We start from the raw sequence: 14,381 nt of genomic DNA, 5'->3' as shown, positions 1-14,381 counted from the left end.
CATCAACGGAAGCCGGCAGATCAGATATGAACCTTCATCTCGAAACGGACGACGATCCGCGCACCCGCCAGTTCATCGACGATCACAACCGGGTTTCCGACGCGGCACTGAGAACACCTGAATTCGAGAGGGATCGCGACGCGATCAAGGCGCTGATCGAGCGGCAGGACAGGCTGATCGTTCCGCTGCGCCGAGGCGAGTGGCTGTTCGATTTCCGCCAGAGTAAGGACAATCCTCTCGGCATCTGGCTCCGCCTGCCGGCAGATCAGGAGCCGCTGCCGGACGCCGCCTGGGAGCCGGCCTTCGATCTCGACGCCTTCTGCGTCAGGGAAGGCAAGCGCTGGAACTGGCGCGGCGCCGTCACCTGCCCATGGGAGCCGACGCGGGTGCTGCTCACGCTTTCGGACGGCGGCTCCGACCTTCTCCGGCTGCTCGAATTCGACGCCGAGCGGAAACAGGCCGTCGAAGGCGGCTTCGATACACCGGCCGCACGATCGCATGCCACTTGGCTGAGCCGTGACGAAATCTGCTATTTCGGTTCCATCGACAGGTTTTCGGCGACCCGCTCGGGATGGCCGCGCGTCGGACGGCGCTTGAAGCGCGGGCAGCGACCGGAAGATGCCGCCGTCATGTTCGAAGCAGCAGACGAGGACGTCTACGGCTTCAATCTCGTCATCGACCCTGCCCTATCAGGCGCTTCGGCGGATCGCGGACTGATCGATATTTTCGTCGCCGCCCATGAGATCGGCGTCGCGAGCGCTTTCCTGATCGCCAACGACGGCACACAGCGACGCATCGATCTGCGGCCTAAGGAAGCCGATTTCCAGTTCAATCATGGTCATTGCCTTTGGCGGGCAAAGACCGATGAGCACGTTGCGACCGGCAGCCTCGTGCTGCAACGCTTCGACCCCGCCTCGGAGACGGCCATGCTCGGGCCGGAGCGAATCCTGTTTCAGCCTGGCGAGGGCCAGTCCATCGCGCAGATGATGCTGATGCAGGAGTGGTGCGTCTTCATCATCTCCGATCGGCTGCGTCCGCGTCTCATGGTGCTGGACCTGACAAGGCCCGATGCCGAACAGCGCGAGATCGCATTGCCGGCGGATATGCAGACGGCTCACTTCAGGCCACTCTATGCGGATCTGCATCTTGGCGACGATACGCTCCACATCGTCGGCCAGGGCTTCCTGCAGCCGCCCGTCTGTTATCGCCTCGAGCTGTCGGATCGCAGCAAGCAGGCCGAACCGATTTTCGTCGCCGCGGCGCCGAGCTATTTCGATGCGACCGATATGTCATCCGAACTGCTGGAGGCTGTTTCCGAGGACGGAACGAGGGTTACATACCGGCTTGTCCTGCCGAAGCAATGGACCAAGGGCGCGCTGCCGGTGCTGCTTTATGGCTATGGCGGCTTCGATGTCCCGTTGTCGCCAAGCTATTCCGGCGTGACAGGACGCTGGCTGGAACAAGGCGGCGCCTATGTGCAGGCCTATATTCGCGGCGGCGGCGAATTCGGGCCCGACTGGTATCGCAGCGCCAAGCGGCAGGGGCGAGACCGGGCCTTTGCCGATTTCGTCGCCATCGCGCGCGATCTCGTCGCCCGCGGCTATACAGTACCGTCGCGGATTGCTTGCCAGGGCGGCAGCAATGGCGGTCTGCTGACCGGCGTGATGCTGACGCGCTATCCCGACGATTTCGGCGCCGTCTGGTGCCAGGTGCCGGTCCTCGACATGACACGCTTCCACCTGTTTGCCGCAGGGCAAGCCTGGATGGACGAATATGGCGATCCGGAGACGCCGGTGGACCGGGATTTCATGCTCGGTTATTCGCCGCTTCACAATGTCGGGCCGGCGACCAAGGTCAGCTATCCGCCGATCTACATCGAAAGCTCCGCCAATGACGACCGCGTGCATCCCTCGCATGCGCGCCGCTTTGCCGCGCGGCTGGAGGAAGAAGGACACCGGCCGCTCTTCCATGAATTCGGCTCCGGCGGGCATGGCGGCGACGGCAATTCCGAAGAACGCGCCGCCCGCGCGGCGATGGGTTACAGCTTCCTTCGCCAAACTATCATGCGGTAGAATGCCATCATGCAAAGAATGAAGAGGGAGAGCTTGTCGGCGTTCCTCTTTCTGCTAAAAAACGAACCCAATAAGTCATACTTTTCACAGGCTGGAGCGAAACACCATGTCCCCCATCAACCTCGCCATCGTTGGCGTCGGCAAAATTGTCCGCGACCAGCACCTTCCCTCCGTCGCCAAGAACCCGGATTTCGAACTCGTCGCCACGGCAAGCCGCCACGGTACGGTCGAAGGCGTCAAGAGTTATACGACGATCGAAGCGATGCTCGACGCCGAGCCCTCGATCGATGCGGTTTCGCTCTGCATGCCGCCGCAATATCGCTACGAGGCGGCCTATAAGGCGCTCGTCGCCGGCAAGCACGTCTTCCTGGAAAAGCCGCCCGGCGCGACGCTCAGCGAAGTGGCCGACCTCGAAGCGCTGGCGAACAAGCAGGGTGCGTCGCTCTTTGCCAGCTGGCATTCGCGCTATGCACCTGGCGTCGAGGCGGCCAAGGCGTTTCTTGCCTCGACGACGATCAAAAGCGTGCATGTGATCTGGAAGGAGGATGTCCGCCATTGGCATCCGAACCAGGAATGGATCTGGCAGGCCGGCGGCCTCGGCGTTTTCGATCCCGGCATCAACGCGCTGTCGATCGTCACCCATATCCTGCCGCGGCCGATCTTCATCACCGAGGCCGTGCTCGAATTTCCCGAGAATCGCGATGCGCCGATCGCGGCCGACATTCGCTTCCGCAATGCGGACGGCCTGCCGGTTCACGCCGAATTCGACTGGCGACAGACCGGCAAGCAGAGCTGGGACATCGTCGCGGAGACGGCAGCCGGCCAGATGGTGCTCGCCGAGGGCGGCGCCAAGCTTTTGATCGACGGCGCGCTGAGATTCTCCGAGCCGGAGCAGGAATATCCCTCGCTCTACCGTCGCTTTGCCGAAATCATCAAGGCCGGCAAATCGGATGTCGATCTCGCGCCGCTGCGCCACGTCGCCGATGCCTTCATGCTCGGCAAGCGGAAATTCGTCGACGCCTTCCACGACTGAGCGTCGCAATAACGTCATAGAAACCGGCAAGATTTGCCGGCCTATGGCAATCGGGTTCGGGGGCAGCCGCTCATGAGCAACAAAATTGGCCGCAAGGACCGATTTTTCCGCGTGTTGAAGATTGGCATCCTTGTGGTGCCGCTTCTCGGCCTTGCGGCATGTTCGGGCGAAGAGGCCGTCATGCCGCCCGATGCACCGGGCGTTTCCCGATCAGAGGAATATTCCTTCGGATCGGCGACCCAGGCCCAGGATTGGCAGGCCACCCGCAAGGTGCTGGGCCAACTGGAAGGGCGGTTCGGAGAGAAGTCCATGCGTATCCTGGCGCGCAATCTCGCCAGCACCACCGAGCCGCAGACCATCAAGGCTTATTATGCCGAACGCCTTGTCCATCAAGCCGGCTGGGCGGAAATGCCGGTCAGCACCTTTGCCGATAAGGCGTGGGCATTCGCTTTTGTCAGTCCGAATGGAAAGCATGTTTTGGCAGTCGAGGCGCTCGACGCGTCGGAAAGTGCTGGCGGGATCGTGCCTCTCAATATCCTGACGAACCTCGACGAGGACAAAGGTTAGAAACGGTAGCGGCGTTCCCTGGTCGGGAGAGCGAAGCTGGACGGCTTCATGCAGCAATTCAAAGTGTTACAGCCTCCTTTGCCGCTCTCGAAAAGACGCGCGGCGCTGTAGCGTCGTGGCGAAACTCTCAGGCCTTCTTCTCCCATCGCCCTTCCGGTGTCTGCTGCCAATAGGTGAGGTTATGTCCCTCCCCTTTCAGCTTCTTCCACTGCGCACGGGCGGTGTCCAGTTGCTCCTGGTCGTGACCGTCGAACATGAAGACGATGCGCTCATAGGCATCGGCCGGCGGCGGCTCGGCGCCGTCGACGATGAAACGCACGGTCGCCGCATTGGCGTTGTCCGGCGTCACGGTCAAAAGCACCGGCTGGCTTTCGGCGAAATCCGCCTCGTCGGTGCCGTGCGGCAGGAAGCTCTCCTCCCGGAAAGTCCAAAGATGCTGATCGAGAGCATCACGCCGCGCCGGCTCGCGCGTCTGGACGGCAACGCGCCAGCCGCGCTCGACGCTTTTGTCGATGAGCGGCGGAAGCGCGTCCTCCAGCCTGGATTCGGTCAGATGATAGAAGAGAACGTCCGTCATCAGGATTCATAATGCGCGCGAACGAGTTCGTCGAGCAGGCGCACGCCGAAGCCGGAACCCCAGGATTGATTGATCTCGTCCTGCGGCGAGCCCATCGCCGTGCCGGCAATATCGAGATGCGCCCAAGGCGTGTCCTGCACGAAGCGCTTGAGGAAATGCGCGGCCGTGATCGAGCCGGCCTGTCGGCCACCGGTATTCTTCATATCGGCGAATTTGCTGTCGATCAGCTTGTCGTAATCCCTGCCGAGCGGCATGCGCCAGAGTTTTTCGTTGCTCGATAGACCGGCTGCCGTCAGTTGAGCGGAGAGCTGGTCGTCATTGGAGAACAGGCCGGCATGCACGTTGCCGAGCGCCACAATGATCGCCCCGGTCAGCGTGGCAAGATTGATCATGAACTGCGGCTTGAAGCGGTCGTTGCAGTACCAGAGCGCATCGCAGAGCACGAGGCGGCCCTCGGCATCGGTGTTGATCACCTCGATCGTCTGGCCGGACATCGAGGTGACGATGTCGCCCGGCCGCTGGGCGTTACCGTCAGGCATATTCTCGACCAGGCCGATGATACCGACGGCGTTGACGGCGGCCTTGCGGGAGGCGAGCACATGCATGAGGCCGGTGACGGCGGCCGCACCGCCCATATCACCCTTCATGTCCTCCATGCCGGCGGCCGGCTTGATCGAAATGCCGCCGGTATCGAAGACGACACCCTTGCCGATGAAGGCGACGGGACGATCCTTGCCCTTGCCGCCCTTCCACTGCATGACCGCCAGGCGCGGCGGGCGCACGGAGCCCTGGGCGACGCCGAGAAGGGCGCCCATGCCGAGGCGGCGCATCTCCCGCTCCGTCAGGATTTCCACTTCGACGCCGAGCTTTTCCAGCTCCTTCGCCTTGGCGGCGAACTCGACGGGGCCGAGCACGTTCGGCGGTTCGTTGACGAGGTCACGGGCAAGATTGACGCCGCCGGCAATCGCTTCGGAATCGGAAAACGCCTTCTTTGCACCAGCCGGATCGGCGGTTACAATCGTCACCTTGACGGACTTTGCCGGTTTTTCCTCCTCGTCGCCCTTCTTCGTCTTGTAGGTATCGAAGCTATAGGCGCGCAGCAGCATGCCGAGCGCGAAATCGGCGGCAGCCCGCGGGCTCGTCGTAAGCCCGGGCACGTCGATGAAGACAGCGGCCTTATCGGTATTCTTGATTCTCGATGCTGCGGCACCGCCGGCCTTCAACCAATCATGGGCGGTGAGTTCGGCGGCCTTGCCAAGCCCGATGACGACGATGCGGTCGACGGGCGCGCCTTCGGGCACAACAATATCGAGGCCGTTCATGGATTTTGCGGAGTATCGGGCGATCCTGGCAGCCTTGACGATCACACCTGCCGGGTCGACTGTTTCAGCGCCGGCAGCGCTGTCGGCCTCCGCGGTCTTCAACAGGATCGCCAGGCCGCCATTGAGCTTTGCCGACTTCGAGAATGAAATTTCCAACTTTATTGACATGTCTTCTCCGCTGGGGATTCTTTGAAATCCGTCCCTCGCGGATAATTTCGCGTTTGGCGGGTCTGTCAATGGCTTGCGACAATTGTTATGGTCGCCCACGGCCATCACGGCCCACATGTTTTCGTCAGTTTCGTAGATATTCGCGTTGACAGTTTTTTCGAAAAATCGATGGCGGGGCTTGGCAATCCGCCTGCCGAAAACGACTTTCGGCGCATTCATGCTGCTGTTTTGGATGTGGTGGGCGCTGCTTGCCGTCTTCCGCGCCTTTCCCGGAATAGACATCTATTTTTCCCAGCTTTTTTTCGTGGGCGCAGATTGCGACGCGACTGCTGCTGCCGGGAACATCTGCGGCGGCTTTCCCTATCGCGACGTCGCGGCCTTCGACCTACTGCGCACCGTCTTCTTCCGCCTGCCCTATGTGGTGGCGATCGTGATGGTGTGGAAACTCGTCGAATGCTACCAGCAGCATGGCGCGACCTTCAACGCCGAGCGCGCGCAAAAGCTCAAAGTTGCGCTCGGAACGCTGCTGATCGGGCCGGTGCTGCTCGTCAATGTCGTCCTGAAGGAACATTGGGGCCGGCCGCGGCCGATACAGACGGACATTTTCGGCGGTGCGCTGCATTTCGCCGAGGCAGGTTCGCTCGCCGGAAAATGCGTTTCGAACTGCTCGTTCGTCTCCGGCGAGGCAGCGAGTGCCGGCTGGCTCTTCTGCCTCCTGCTCTTCGTTCCGAAATCCCTGCGTTATGCGGTGGCGGCGCCCCTGGCGGCGATCTCGATCCTCACCCCGGCGATGCGGCTATCCTTCGGCGCGCACTACCTTTCCGACGTCGTTCTTGGATGGCTTTCGTCGCTTGTCGTCTTCGCCGCATTGCTGGCGTTAACTGAGTCGCAACAGCATCAAAAAAATTCTGAAATTTGAATGAATTTTTGACACCAGCTTGTCGCAAAAGCGCGACAAAGAGCGTAGAGGGATTCTCCTGCAAAGCCGTTTGGGCGTGCAGGTGCTTTCAAGGGCAGGCATGAAATTACTCGAGACATACATATTGCGGCGCGTCGGCCAGATGTTTCTCGTGGCGCTCCTGCCCGTTCTGGCGATCATTTGGACGACTCAGGTTCTGCAGCGCATCAATCTGGTCACCGACAGCGGCCAGTCGATCGGCTCGTTCGCCAAGCTGGCGACGATGATTCTGCCGTCGATCATTCCTGTCGTGCTGCCCTTCGCTCTCGTTATCGCGATCACCCAGACGCTGACGACGATGAACAATGATTCCGAGCTCACCGTCATCGACGCTGCCGGGGCGCGGCGCAGCGTGCTGATCCGCCCGATCCTGCTGCTTGCCGCCGTCATCAGCGTCTTTTCCTTCTTCGTCGACAACGTCGTCGAGCCGCGCGCAAAGACCGTCGTGCGCCAGATGATCGCCGAGACCTATGCTGACCTCCTCTCTTCGGTGATCGAAGAAAAAACCTTCCGCAAGCTCGATGAAGGCCTCTATGTACAGATCTCGCAGCGGATGGCGGGCCGCATGCTGAAGGGCCTTTTCGTCGCCGACGAGCGCGACCCGGCCTACGAACTGATCTATTATGCGAAGGAAGGCGCCGTCGACGACACGGGCACGACGCTGATCATGCATCAAGGCGAAGTGCACCGCAAAACGCCCGACGGCAACGTCTCGGTCATCAATTTCGATTCCTATTCCTTCGATCTCTCGGACATGACGGAGAGTCGCGGTCAGGCGACGCTGCGCGCCAGCGACCGTGACCTGTGGTTCCTGTTCAATCCGGATCCGGCCGACAAGGACTATACGATCCGGCCGCAAAGCTACCGCGCCGAACTGCATCGGCGGCTGACCGACTGGATCCTGCCTGTCGTCTTTGCCCTGTTTTCACTGGCGATCGCCGGCGATGCGCGCTCGCACCGTGAAGCGCGGCTGCATCCGATGGTGAGCGCCCTCGCTTATGCCTTTGCGATGCGATGGGCGGCCTTCTACGCGGCCAATCAGATCGATACCGATCCTGAATATATCGCCGTCCTCTACGCCATCCCGATCGTCAGCAGCATCGTCTCTATCGTCTTCCTCGGCCTGCACAAGCGACTGGTCATGCCTTCTTTCATCCGGGACCGGATTTCGTCTTTCTGGAGGCGGATGCAGGAAAGGCTGCTTGCCGCAACCGGCAGGATCGGCGGGGGCACTGCCCAATGATGTTCGGGACATTGTCGCGCTATTTCTTTCGCCGCTATCTGGTGACGACGGGCTGGTTCCTGATCGGCGTCTCGGCGATTTCTTTCCTCCTCGATTTCAGCGAGACGGCGGGCCGCATGTCCGGCCTTCCCGGCTACACGATCGGCGGCGGCGTCCTGATGACCGCCGTGCGCCTGCCGCTCATCCTGCAGCAGACGGTGCCGTTCATCGCGCTGTTCGTCGGCATGACGGTGCTGATCGGCCTCAACCGCAAATATGAACTCGTCGTCACGCGCGCCGCCGGCATTTCGGTCTGGCAGTTCATGTTCCCCTTCATCGCCGGCTCGCTGGCGCTCGGCCTGCTGACAATGGCGGCGCTCAACCCGCTTGCCGCCTGGGGACAGCGCCAGGCGCTGCTGGTCGAGTCCGACTGGCGCGGCGAGAACGCGGTTCTGCGCAAGGCGCCGCAGATTCCGTGGCTGCGCCAGATCAGTGGCCGGGACGATGTCATCATCGGCGCCCAGACGGTCCAGGAGAACGGAACCAAGCTGATCGACGCGGTGCTGATCCATTTCGATTCAAGCGGTCAGGTCATTCTGAGACAGGACGCCGCCACGGCAAAATTGGAAGATGGTTACTGGCAACTTAACACCGTTGTCGAGCGCAAGCCTGGCGAAATCCCCGTGCGTAAAGCTTCGGTTCAACTTCGCACCAATCTGAAACAGGACTTCGTTCAGGAGCGGCTGACAGCGCCGGAAACAATTGGTTTCTTTGACCTTTCCAACCGGATTGCGGCGGCCAAATCCTTCGGCATCTCGACCAAGGCGCTGGAGACGCAATTCAACTCCCTGTTGTCCCAGCCATTGCTGCTGGTGGCCATGACTTTCATAGCCGCAACAGTGTCCCTAAAATTTAGCCGGTTCAACCAATCCCGCTCCGTGATTCTGGGTGGCATCCTTTCGGGCTTCATGCTTTATGTCATCACCGTGCTTGTAAAGGCATTCGGAAGCAGTGGAGTCGTGCCCCCCTTCGTGGCGACGTGGATACCGGTGGTCGTCGCGCTGGCCTTGGGTGCGACTATTCTGCTTCATCAGGAGGACGGCTAGTGGCGGCAGGCGACCGCAAGTATTTTAGTAATCAGTTGGTTGCCCTGCTTGTCGGTGCGACTCTATGTTCCTATTTCGGCAGTGTCCCAGCCTCCTACGGCCAGGCCAACACGTCCGCTCAAGATATCGGGAAGAACATTCCGGAAGGAGCCAAGCTCCTGCTTTCGGCCAATGAACTGGTCTATAACCGTGACGCCGATCTGGTGTCGGCGGTCGGCGGCGTGCAGATCAACTATGGCGGCTATAAAATGGTCGCGCAGAAGGTCGAGTACAATCAGAAGACTGGCCGGATGATGGCGCTTGGCAATGTCGAGTTGGTCAGCCCGGACGGCAACCGTATCTATGCCGACAACCTTGATGTGACCGACAATTTTGCCGACGGGTTCCTGAACTCGTTGCGCATCGAGACCGCCGACAATACCCGCATCGTCGCCGAAAGCGGCGAGCGCGTCGGCGGCACGATGATGATTCTCAACAAGGGCGTCTACACGGCCTGCCTTCCCTGCGCCGAAGATCCGAAGCGCGCCCCCTTCTGGCAGGTCAAGGCCCAGCGGGTGATCCAGAATGGCGAGACGCATACGATCCGTCTGGAGAGAACGCGCTTCGAGCTGCTCGGCCATCCGATCGCCTTCCTGCCGTTCATCGAAGTTCCCGACAATACGGTGAAACGCAAGTCCGGCTTTCTGTTTCCGACGATGAGCCTGTCTCAGAATCTGGGCTTCGGTCTTTCCGTTCCTTATTACTATGTGATCTCGCCGAGCATGGACGCGACGGTCACCGCCACCGGCTACACCGCCCAGGGCTTCCTCATCGAAGGCGAATTTCGTCAACGCTTCGAAAATGGCACGCATATTCTGCGCGTCGCCGGCATCGACCAGGCAAAACCGGGCAACTTCAGCTCCGGGACCAGCGATGCCGAAGCCGAGCAACGTGGCATGGTGGCCTCCAAGGCTGACTTCCGCATCAATCCGCGCTGGACGTTCGGCTGGGACGTCATGACGCAGAGCGACAACAATTTCTCGAAAACGTACAAGCTGCGGGGCCTGACCGGTACGGATCGTACCAACCAGATCTACCTGACGGGGCTCGGGAAACGCAATTATTTCGACATGCGGGCGTTCTATTTCGACGTCCAGGATGCCGATCGGACGAATACCGCCGAAAAGCAGCAGGCGATCGTCTATCCGTCGCTCGACTATCACTATGTGGCGCCGCAGCCGCTTGCCGGCGGCGAGCTTTCGGCGGATGTCAACCTGACGAATATTTCGCGCACACATGACGACTTCTATACCGTCGACGGCTTCGACCGTTTCCGCGGCCTGAAAGGCCAGACTTCGCGTCTGACTGCCGAGCTGCAGTGGAAGCGCACCTACGTCACGCCGACCGGTCTGGTGATCACACCGTTACTGGCCGCGCGCGGCGATGCCTTCGCGCTGAACATGGATGACCCCACGGGCTACACCGGCAACTACGTCGACGGTAATTCTGCTACCCGCTCGATGTTCACAGCCGGACTGGAGATGCGTTATCCGATCCTGATGACGACGGACAATAGCACCCATATCCTCGAGCCGATCGCACAGATCTATGCCCGCCCCGACGAGCAGCTGGCAGGCCGCCTGCCGAACGAGGATGCGCAAAGCTTCGTCTTCGACGCGACCTCGCTGTTCGACCGCGACAAGTTCTCGGGCTACGACCGGGTCGAAGGCGGTACCCGCGCCAATGTCGGCTTCCAGTACACCGGTACATTCGACAGCGGTTACAAGCTGCACGGCATTTTCGGCCAATCCTATCAGATCGCCGGCCAGAACTCGTTTGCGACCGATGACCTCGTTAATGTCGGCGCGGATTCGGGCCTTGAAACCGACCGCTCCGATTATGTCGGCCTTGGCGGCGTCGAAACACCCTACGGCGTTTCCGTCGCAGCCTCCTACCGGCTCGACGAAAAAGATTTCGAATTCCGCCGCGGCGACCTGACGACGGCCTACCAGAACGACACCTTCTCGACGCAGCTGACCTACACTCATCTCAGCGCCCAGCCGGCATATGGCTTCGCCGAGGACAATGACGAGATCCAGACCAACAGCACCGTCAAGTTCAAGGATTACTGGTCGATTTTCGGCGGCATTGCCTGGGATCTGAACAATGATGTGATCAGTCGGCGGACGATCGGCCTCTCTTATGAGGACGAATGCACGATCTTCACGATCGCCTATACGGACAGCAGAGATTCCGACGACGAGTCGGGAAGCGACTGGACGATCGGCGCACGGTTGACCTTCCGCACGCTCGGCGACATCAAGATCGGTTCCGACACCCTCGAATGACGGGCGATCGGCGCAAACATGGCCTGAAGCCATTCTTTCGCCGTAAGCCTGTGCAGGACATTGCCGCCAGTCGGTATCTGAGGCATAGGGGTTTCGCGCCGTGATGGAAGCGATTTCAGCGTGTCTCGCACTGTGGTAAGAACGCCGCGAACAAGTCTCGCGGCGCTATCGGGAGGTCAACAGATGATTGACGCGAAAAATGCCATAACCAAGTTCCTCGCCGGGGCAGCGCTTGCATTGCTGACAGGCCTTGCCGCTCCAGCGCTTGCAGCCAGTGAAGTCAAGGCCGTGGTGAACGGCACCGCCATAACCAGCGGCGACGTCGCCAAGCGCCAGGCCTTCCTGCGCCTGCAGCATACGAAGGCCGATGCCAAGACCGCCGAGGAGCAACTGATCGACGAGGCGCTCAAGCGGCAGGAAGTCGCCCGCGTCCGTATGTCGGTTTCGCAGCAGGACGTCGATGCGTCCTTCGCGCGCTTTTCGAGCGGCAACAAGCTTTCCCCCGAGCAGATGTCGCAGATCCTCGATCGCGCCGGCGTCGGCGTCGATCATTTCAAGGGTTTCATCGCCGTGCAGATGAGCTGGCCGCGTGTCGTCAACGCCCGCTACGGCTCGACCTCACGGCTGTCGAACTATGATCTCGTCTCGCGCATGATGCAGAACAACAAGCAGAAGCCGGTGACGACGGAATATATGCTGCAGCAGATCATCTTTGTCATTCCGCAAGCCAAGCGCGGCGCCATCACAGGCAAGCGCAAGGGCGAGGCCGAGGCGTCGCGCTCCAAATTTCCCGGCTGCGATCAGGCAAAGGTGTTTGCCGCGACGATGCGCGACGTTTCCGTGCGCGATCTCGGCCGCCTGCTCGCCCCCGAGATCCCGCCGGATTGGAAGCCGCTGGTCGAGCAGGCCAAGGGCAACACGACAGGGACCCGCGTCACCGACAAGGGCGTCGAATATCTGGCAATCTGCAGCCAGCGCCAGGTTTCAGACGACCAGGCCGCCGAAATGGTCTTCCGCCAGGAAGATCTCGACAAGTCCAAGGCCGGCAAGGATGCCAGCCCGGAAAACGAAAACAGCAAGAAATACCTGGATGAACTGCGCAAAAAGGCGCAGATCGCCTATCGCTGACCGACAATGGCAATACCGTTTTCGCGACCGCTTGCGCTGAGCCAAGGCGACCCCGCCGGCATCGGGCCGGATATTACTCTGATGGCTTGGCTCCGGCGGCGTGAACTCGGGCTGCCGCCTTTCTTCCTGATCGGCGACCCCGATGTTCTGGCATTGAGAGCCCGCCAGCTCAATCTGGCGGTCTCGATCCGCGAGACCGATGAAGCCAGCAAGGCCGCCAGCATATTTGCCGATGCTCTGCCCGTCATGACCATACCTGTTGGTATCGAGGTCGTGGCCGGCGAACCGCATGCGGCAACGGCGAAAGGCACGATCGCGTCGATCGAGAAAGCCGTGTCGCTTGTCATTGACGGCGAGGCGCTCGCAGTCGTCACCAATCCGATCGCCAAGGCCGTGCTTTACGAGGCGGGTTTCCGATTTCCCGGCCATACCGAATTTCTCGCCGATCTCGCCGCCAGGGCGATCGGCCGGCCGGTAACACCGGTAATGATGCTGTCCGGACCGAAGCTCCGGGCCATTCCCGTCACCATCCACATTCCGGTCCGCGATGTGCCGCAGGCGCTGACGGGCGAACTGATCACGGAAACCTGCAGGATCGCCCATGAAGATCTGAGGCAGCGCTTCGGCATCGAGGCGCCGCGGCTCGCCGTTGCCGGCCTCAACCCGCATGCAGGCGAAGGCGGGGCGATCGGCACGGAGGACGAGGACGTCATCCGTCCGGCGATCGAGGGCCTGCGCGACGAGGGAATCGATGCGATCGGCCCCCTGCCCGCCGATACGATGTTCCATGACGAGGCGCGGGCGCGATACGACGTTGCCATCTGCATGTATCACGATCAGGCGCTGATCCCGGCCAAGGCACTTGGTTTCGACGACAGCGTCAACGTGACACTCGGGCTTCCCTTCGTGCGCACCTCGCCGGATCACGGCACCGCTTTCGGCATTGCCGGGAAGGGACTGGCGCGCGAGCACAGCCTCGTTGCGGCGCTGAAGCTCGCCGCCCAGCTCGGCCGCAGCGCGGAAAGCCGCCGCTGATGGCAGCACTCGATGGTCTGCCGCCACTTCGCGACGTCATCCAGCGCCACGGCCTCGATGCACGCAAGGCGCTCGGGCAGAATTTCCTGCTCGACCTCAACCTCACGCAGAAGATCGCCCGCACGGCGGGGGCACTCGAAGATGCGACCGTTTTCGAGGTCGGCCCCGGCCCCGGCGGGCTGACGCGCGCGATCCTGGCGCTCGGCGCCAGGAAAGTTATCGCCATCGAGCGGGATACACGCTGCCTGCCGGCGCTTGCCGAGATCGCCGATCATTATCCCGGCCGGCTGGAGGTGATCGAAGGCGATGCGCTGAAGACGGATTTCGAGACATTGGCGCCGCAAGGCCCGATCAAGATCATTGCCAACCTGCCCTATAATGTCGGCACGCAGTTGCTGGTCAACTGGCTGCTGCCGAAAGCCTGGCCGCCGTTCTGGCAGTCGCTGACGCTGATGTTTCAGAAGGAAGTCGGCGAGCGTATCGTCGCCAACGAAGACGACGATCATTACGGCCGTCTCGGCGTGCTCTGCGGCTGGCGGACGGAGGCACGCATGGCCTTCGACGTGCCGCCGCAAGCCTTCACGCCGCCGCCGAAAGTGACGTCGACGGTCGTGCAACTGACCCCCCGCGAAAACCCGATCCCCTGCGCTGTCAGCAATCTGGAAAAGGTGACGCAGGCGGCCTTCGGCCAGCGCCGCAAAATGCTGCGCCAAAGCCTGAAACCGCTCGGCGGCGAGAGGCTGCTCGTCAAGGCCGGGATCGATCCGGCGCGTCGGGCGGAAACCTTGTCCGTCAAGGAATTCTGCCTTCTCGCAAACAGCCTGTAGATCAATTCCAGGAACGTCCGAAGCGGTTTTCCTACAAAT

12 protein-coding genes are annotated in these 14,381 nt (G+C 61.3%); 10 read left to right on the top strand and 2 right to left on the bottom strand.

Features of this window, described 5'->3' with window-relative positions; translation table 11 throughout:
* Positions 1 to 26: 26 nt before the first annotated feature.
* From RL_RS08165 to RL_RS08155, 3 genes are all read left to right on the top strand, one after another.
* Complete coding sequence (locus RL_RS08165; RefSeq protein WP_011651259.1) at positions 27 to 2,072, top strand: prolyl oligopeptidase family serine peptidase; 2,046 nt, start codon at positions 27 to 29, stop codon at positions 2,070 to 2,072.
* 106 nt (positions 2,073 to 2,178) lie between these two features.
* Entirely contained in the window at positions 2,179 to 3,105 is a 927-nt protein-coding gene (locus tag RL_RS08160) for a Gfo/Idh/MocA family protein (protein WP_011651258.1), read from the top strand.
* A 72-nt stretch (positions 3,106 to 3,177) separates the two neighbouring features.
* Positions 3,178 to 3,672 (top strand): hypothetical protein, encoded by a 495-nt coding sequence (locus RL_RS08155; protein WP_028741452.1) that lies wholly within the window; start codon positions 3,178 to 3,180, stop codon positions 3,670 to 3,672.
* A 127-nt stretch (positions 3,673 to 3,799) separates the two neighbouring features.
* Here RL_RS08155 and RL_RS08150 read toward each other — a convergent pair whose 3' ends face one another.
* Both RL_RS08150 and RL_RS08145 read right to left on the bottom strand, forming a co-directional pair.
* Positions 3,800 to 4,249 carry a DNA polymerase III subunit chi gene (locus tag RL_RS08150; RefSeq protein ID WP_011651256.1) on the bottom strand — a complete coding sequence of 150 codons (450 nt, stop codon included), beginning with the start codon at positions 4,247 to 4,249 and terminating at the stop codon, positions 3,800 to 3,802.
* Positions 4,249 to 5,739, bottom strand: coding sequence for a leucyl aminopeptidase (locus tag RL_RS08145; RefSeq protein WP_011651255.1), 1,491 nt, complete (start codon positions 5,737 to 5,739; stop codon positions 4,249 to 4,251). The genes RL_RS08150 and RL_RS08145 overlap by 1 nt, the downstream gene beginning before the upstream one ends.
* Positions 5,740 to 5,884: 145 nt before the next feature.
* On the opposite strand from RL_RS08145, the gene RL_RS08140 reads away from it, so the two are divergent.
* From RL_RS08140 to rsmA, 7 genes are all read left to right on the top strand, one after another.
* On the top strand, positions 5,885 to 6,658 hold the full coding sequence (locus tag RL_RS08140) for a phosphatase PAP2 family protein (RefSeq protein WP_011651254.1): 774 nt from the start codon (positions 5,885 to 5,887) through the stop codon (positions 6,656 to 6,658).
* A 100-nt stretch (positions 6,659 to 6,758) separates the two neighbouring features.
* Positions 6,759 to 7,940 carry an LPS export ABC transporter permease LptF gene (gene lptF / locus RL_RS08135; protein ID WP_003547077.1) on the top strand — a complete coding sequence of 394 codons (1,182 nt, stop codon included), beginning with the start codon at positions 6,759 to 6,761 and terminating at the stop codon, positions 7,938 to 7,940.
* Positions 7,937 to 9,025: an LPS export ABC transporter permease LptG gene (lptG, locus tag RL_RS08130; RefSeq protein WP_011651253.1), complete on the top strand. Its 1,089-nt coding sequence runs from the start codon at positions 7,937 to 7,939 to the stop codon at positions 9,023 to 9,025. The genes lptF and lptG overlap by 4 nt, the downstream gene beginning before the upstream one ends.
* On the top strand, positions 9,025 to 11,352 hold the full coding sequence (locus RL_RS08125) for an LPS-assembly protein LptD (protein WP_011651252.1): 2,328 nt from the start codon (positions 9,025 to 9,027) through the stop codon (positions 11,350 to 11,352). The genes lptG and RL_RS08125 overlap by 1 nt, the downstream gene beginning before the upstream one ends.
* Positions 11,353 to 11,535: 183 nt before the next feature.
* On the top strand, positions 11,536 to 12,480 hold the full coding sequence (locus RL_RS08120; protein ID WP_011651251.1) for a peptidylprolyl isomerase: 945 nt from the start codon (positions 11,536 to 11,538) through the stop codon (positions 12,478 to 12,480).
* Positions 12,481 to 12,486: 6 nt separating this feature from the next.
* On the top strand, positions 12,487 to 13,515 hold the full coding sequence (gene pdxA / locus RL_RS08115) for a 4-hydroxythreonine-4-phosphate dehydrogenase PdxA (RefSeq protein ID WP_011651250.1): 1,029 nt from the start codon (positions 12,487 to 12,489) through the stop codon (positions 13,513 to 13,515).
* Positions 13,515 to 14,342 carry a 16S rRNA (adenine(1518)-N(6)/adenine(1519)-N(6))-dimethyltransferase RsmA gene (gene rsmA, locus RL_RS08110; protein WP_011651249.1) on the top strand — a complete coding sequence of 276 codons (828 nt, stop codon included), beginning with the start codon at positions 13,515 to 13,517 and terminating at the stop codon, positions 14,340 to 14,342. The genes pdxA and rsmA overlap by 1 nt, the downstream gene beginning before the upstream one ends.
* The last annotated feature ends 39 nt before the right edge of the window (positions 14,343 to 14,381 follow it).

It is taken from the genome of Rhizobium johnstonii 3841 (assembly GCF_000009265.1).
Lineage (GTDB): Bacteria > Pseudomonadota > Alphaproteobacteria > Rhizobiales > Rhizobiaceae > Rhizobium > Rhizobium acaciae.
The sequence above is the reverse complement of the archived record's forward strand: the minus strand, read 5'-3'. Positions and strand labels throughout refer to the sequence as shown.

Bases quoted from the DNA above. Each gene is read 5' to 3' on its own strand.
- lptF (WP_003547077.1), top strand. From the start codon at position 6,759: ATGAAATTACTCGAGACATACATATTGCGGCGCGTCGGCCAGATGTTT.
- RL_RS08120 (WP_011651251.1), top strand. From the start codon at position 11,536: ATGATTGACGCGAAAAATGCCATAACCAAGTTCCTCGCCGGGGCAGCG.
- RL_RS08145 (WP_011651255.1), bottom strand. From the start codon at position 5,739: ATGTCAATAAAGTTGGAAATTTCATTCTCGAAGTCGGCAAAGCTCAAT.
- RL_RS08155 (WP_028741452.1), top strand. From the start codon at position 3,178: ATGAGCAACAAAATTGGCCGCAAGGACCGATTTTTCCGCGTGTTGAAG.
- RL_RS08160 (WP_011651258.1), top strand. From the start codon at position 2,179: ATGTCCCCCATCAACCTCGCCATCGTTGGCGTCGGCAAAATTGTCCGC.
- lptG (WP_011651253.1), top strand. From the start codon at position 7,937: ATGATGTTCGGGACATTGTCGCGCTATTTCTTTCGCCGCTATCTGGTG.
- RL_RS08165 (WP_011651259.1), top strand. From the start codon at position 27: ATGAACCTTCATCTCGAAACGGACGACGATCCGCGCACCCGCCAGTTC.
- RL_RS08150 (WP_011651256.1), bottom strand. From the start codon at position 4,249: ATGACGGACGTTCTCTTCTATCATCTGACCGAATCCAGGCTGGAGGAC.
- rsmA (WP_011651249.1), top strand. From the start codon at position 13,515: ATGGCAGCACTCGATGGTCTGCCGCCACTTCGCGACGTCATCCAGCGC.
- pdxA (WP_011651250.1), top strand. From the start codon at position 12,487: ATGGCAATACCGTTTTCGCGACCGCTTGCGCTGAGCCAAGGCGACCCC.